Source organism: Flavobacterium sp. (genome assembly GCF_044361065.1).
Lineage (GTDB): Bacteria > Bacteroidota > Bacteroidia > Flavobacteriales > Flavobacteriaceae > Flavobacterium.
Genome location: NZ_JBIKJI010000162.1, coordinates 1 through 4341, shown reverse-complemented (window position 1 = coordinate 4341; position 4341 = coordinate 1). Strand labels below are relative to the sequence as shown.

Below are 4341 nucleotides of genomic sequence, written 5' to 3'. Positions count from 1 at the left end.
ATAATTTAGTCCAATAAAAAAAACGCAAATTCTAAGAATCTGCGTTTTTTTTATGTCTAATTATCTAATTTGTCTAAAAATCTAATATTCTAAAAATCTATTTCCCCCATTCACTCGGATTACTATTCCAAGATTTTAGTGTCTCTAATTCTTCTTCCGAAACATATTTTTTCTCAACGGCTTTTTCAATTAAGTTTTCGTAATTACTTAATGTATATACGTCTAATTTTGCTGCAGCAATTTTTTCTTCAGAAATAGGAAATCCATAGGTAAAAATAGCGGCCATTCCTTTTACATTAGCGCCTTCATTACGTAATGCTTCAACTGCCATTAAACTACTTCCGCCTGTAGAAATTAAATCTTCAACTACAATTACGGTCTGACCTTTTTGTAAAAAACCTTCAACCTGATTTTGTCTTCCGTGCTTTTTTGCTTCTGGACGAACATAAACAAATGGCAATCCCATAGCTTCTGCAACTAAGATTCCGATACCAATTGCACCAGTTGCTACACCAGCAATGACATCTGGACGACCAAATTTGGCTTCAATTTGCTTTACGAATTCATCTTTAATATAATTTCTAACCGCTGGAAATGAAAGAATTACGCGGTTATCACAATAAATTGGACTTTTCCAGCCAGAAGCCCAAGTAAAATGATTTTTTGTTTCTAATTTAATTGCGTTTATTTGTAAAAGCAATTCGGCTGTTTGTTGTGCTGTGTTGTTATTAAATATCATATTGCAAATGTATAAAGTTTTTGTAAACGAGAAACCACTTTTTTTAACAAATAAAATTGAAAAGGAAACAAATTTCAAAATTTATCTGTTAGAAACGGTAAATATTCCAAAAGTAATCTCAGAATTATTTTTGAATAAAATACAAAGTGCCTACTTATATCACTCAGATGAAAAGTTAATTATGAAGACTTTGAAATCTAAAATCCCTGTAGCTAAAGCGGGTGGTGGTTTAGTTTTTAATTCTGATGGCGATGTGTTGTTTATTTTTAGAAACGGTAAATGGGATTTGCCAAAAGGAGGCGTTGAAAAAGAAGAAACGATGGAGAATGCCGCTATGCGTGAAGTAGAGGAAGAAACCGGTGTTTCAGGATTAAAAATTACAGAAAAATTGCAAAAAACCTATCACGTATTTAAACGTAACGGCGTTTTTAAATTAAAAATTACATATTGGTTTAAAATGCAAACCAACTTCACAGGAGTAACTTGTCCGCAAGAAAAAGAAGGCATTTCAAAAGCCGTTTGGATAAAACCTTCAGATATTGAAGCCACTTTAGGAAATTCTTATGAAAATATTAAATTGTTATTTGAAAGTGAGAAAGTGATTTAGGTTTTTAATTATTCCAAAACCCTATAAACAGGATAACGCATAAACTCTTTTTCAAAGTATTTTGAATGTTTGTACACCCAATATAATTGGTCGTTGCCATTTTCTGCGAAAGCTTTGTCGGTTTGTTTTTTAGCTTCAAATTCTTGTTTTAAAGTTGGATTTTCATCTAAAATTTGTTTCGCGACATCTTCAAAAACATAACTGGAATACCCTTCTTTTTGTTGTAAAATCGTATCGGAAAAATTCCAATTAAAATACGAATCAACGGCTTCTGGCTCAAGGGTTTCTAATAGATATTTCACGCCTAATTGATTGGTTGAAATTTTATAGTCGCCGGCTCTAAATTCCATTTTCTCTATATTTTTTGTTACGGTAGTATTATAATGTCCGTAATGCCCTTCATACGCATTTTTTCCTGTTTGATAAGTGGCAATTTTATAGATTTCTACTTCAAAAATTTCATTTTGAGTAATAGGAGTCATTTCAATATTGTTCAATTTTAACAATTCAATAATTTGCCATTGGCTTTGTGGAACAACATAATACTTTGGAATTGTTACAAATTTCGTTGGTTTATAATTTCCATAAAACGGAATTTTCTTTGTAAAAGGTTTATTTCTATCATAAAACAATCTGTCTTTTCCAGAGATTTCACTTGGTTTGTAGCCACCTTCATAGCCTTTAAAATCCATATAAGACACTTTTGTAGAATCAATTTCCCAATGTAATGGATATTGCTTTCCAGCTTTATAATCTTCCAAATTGTCTTTTCTTAGTTGTTTTATTTTTTCCCAGTTCGCATCGGTATAATTAATTGCTGTAACCATAAATTCATAAGTCGTTTTCACTCTATCTTTATATGGTTTCAACATATGTGTTTCAGGCACAAATCCTAAGGTGTTAAATAGCGTAGTATAACCAGTGGCAAAACGTGGAGTATCGGTAAATTGTTCGTAACCTAAATCAGGTTTTGCACCGTGAATGTTGACATACGGAATCACGTCAATTTTCTTATTTCGCATATCGTTTACCATTTCAGGATACATTTCATTTTTGAAAAAGTTGCCTAATTTCTCGCCTAAACGTTCGTGTTGTGTGGCAATACAAGTGAAAGTATATTGATAATCGGCGCCATTTGACACGTGATTGTCTAAAAAAACATCGGGATTAACTGTATGAAATAATTCTTGAAAACTTCTTGAATTTCGTGTATCCGATTTTATAAAATCTCTATTTAAATCGTAATTTCTTCCGTTTCCTCTAAATCCGTAGGCCTCAGGTCCGTTTTGATTGGCTCTTGAAAACGAATTTCGGTTCAACATACCATCAATATTATATACCGGAATAGCAACAATAATAGTGTTTTTTGGTACTTTTATTTTTGCATTTGCAATATCTCGCATTAACATCATAGTTGCATCAATGCCGTCTGGTTCACCTGGATGAATTCCGTTATTGATTAGCAAAACCGCTTTATTCTGATTAAAATTAAAATTTTTATTTTCAGAAAACACTATAATATGCAAAGGTTTTCCGCTATCTGTTAGTCCCATAGTTCGCATTTCAATTTTGTCTGAATTTGCAGCTAATAATTTGTAAAAAGAAATACATTCTTCGTATGTGGTAGATTGATTTTTGTTACCTTTTTCGAAGGGCGTTAACAAATTTATTTGAGCGTTTACAAATAAAGAAGCAAATAAAAACAGTAAGGTATAGCGCATAATTGAATATTTGAATTTCAAAAGTAAGAATTTTAAATGTCAATATCAATACTCCGTATAACGTATAATTGAATATTGGTAAATTAAAAACTACCTTTGCAGGATGAATAAAAATTTACATTCCAATAATATACTTTTGAATTTAGGTATCGAAAGTTTAAATAAAATGCAGGTAGCTGCAGAAACGTCTATTTTAATTGATTCTGATGTAGTACTACTTTCGCCAACAGGATCTGGTAAAACCTTGGCTTTTTTATTACCTATTTTTCAACTTTTAGAAGAAGACAACAATAAAGTACAATGTATGATAATTGTGCCTTCACGTGAATTGGGTTTGCAAATTGAACAAGTTTGGAAAAAAATGGCAACTACTTTTAAAGTTAATATTTGTTATGGCGGCCATTCTATTGAAACAGAAATTAAAAATTTAAGCAATCCACCAGCCGTTTTAATTGGTACGCCTGGGAGATTAGCAGACCATTTAGAACGAGAAACGTTTGACCCAAAATACATTAAAACCTTAGTTTTAGATGAATTTGACAAATCATTACAATTAGGATTTCACGAAGAAATGAGATTCATTATTGGGAAATTAACTAATTTAGAAAAACGAATTTTAGTTTCGGCAACAGATGGAGTAGAAGTTCCAAAATATACCCGAATTGAAAATCCGAATGTTTTAAATTATATTGATAAGAAAAAAACAGAAACTAATTTAGATTTTAAATTGGTGATTTCTAAAGAAAAAGACAAGGTTAATTCTTTATTTCATTTAATCTGTTCTTTGAAATCTCAGAATGCAATTATCTTTTGTAATCACAGAGAAGCGGTAGAACGAATTAGTGATTATTTAAATGACAAAGGCATTTTCTCTGTATTTTATCACGGTGGATTAGAACAAGAAGAACGTGAACGTGCTTTAATTCAGTTTAGAAACGGAAGTATTTCTTATTTAATTACAACCGATTTAGGGGCTCGTGGTTTAGATATTCCAGAAATGAAAAATGTAATTCATTATCATTTACCTTCAAAAGTGGATGAGTTTACTCATAGAAATGGACGTACTGCACGTATGATGGCTTCTGGAACCGCATACATTATCATTCACGATAGTGAGAAAAAAGTAGATTACATTGATTATGATATGAAAAAAATTGATGTTTCTAATTATAGCGTAATTCCGAAACCACCAGAATTTAAAACCATTTACATTAGTGGTGGTAAGAAAAACAAATTAAATAAAGTGGATATTTTAGGTTTCTTTTCTCAAAAAG

4 protein-coding genes are annotated in these 4341 nt (G+C 31.1%); 2 read left to right on the top strand and 2 right to left on the bottom strand.

Annotation, left to right across the window (positions count from 1 at the left end; genetic code table 11):
• Positions 1 to 97: 97 nt before the first annotated feature.
• On the bottom strand, positions 98 to 739 hold the full coding sequence (gene pyrE / locus ACIQ11_RS09045) for an orotate phosphoribosyltransferase (protein ID WP_396149633.1): 642 nt from the start codon (positions 737 to 739) through the stop codon (positions 98 to 100).
• A 7-nt stretch (positions 740 to 746) separates the two neighbouring features.
• Between pyrE and ACIQ11_RS09040 the strand changes: the two genes are divergently transcribed.
• The gene (locus ACIQ11_RS09040; protein ID WP_396154311.1) at positions 747 to 1346 is read left to right on the top strand and encodes an NUDIX hydrolase; all 600 of its coding nucleotides are present in this window, start codon (positions 747 to 749) and stop codon (positions 1344 to 1346) included.
• Between the two features lie 8 nt (positions 1347 to 1354).
• Here ACIQ11_RS09040 and ACIQ11_RS09035 read toward each other — a convergent pair whose 3' ends face one another.
• Positions 1355 to 3067: a M14 family zinc carboxypeptidase gene (locus tag ACIQ11_RS09035; RefSeq protein WP_396154310.1), complete on the bottom strand. Its 1713-nt coding sequence runs from the start codon at positions 3065 to 3067 to the stop codon at positions 1355 to 1357.
• 103 nt (positions 3068 to 3170) lie between these two features.
• On the opposite strand from ACIQ11_RS09035, the gene ACIQ11_RS09030 reads away from it, so the two are divergent.
• On the top strand, positions 3171 to 4341 hold a 1171-nt coding region (locus tag ACIQ11_RS09030; RefSeq protein ID WP_396154309.1), incomplete at its 3' end, for a DEAD/DEAH box helicase.

Excerpts from the sequence above, each read along its gene's own strand:
- pyrE (WP_396149633.1), bottom strand. The coding sequence starts at position 739 with ATGATATTTAATAACAACACAGCACAACAAACAGCCGAATTGCTTTTA.
- ACIQ11_RS09040 (WP_396154311.1), top strand. The coding sequence starts at position 747 with ATGTATAAAGTTTTTGTAAACGAGAAACCACTTTTTTTAACAAATAAA.
- ACIQ11_RS09035 (WP_396154310.1), bottom strand. The coding sequence starts at position 3,067 with ATGCGCTATACCTTACTGTTTTTATTTGCTTCTTTATTTGTAAACGCT.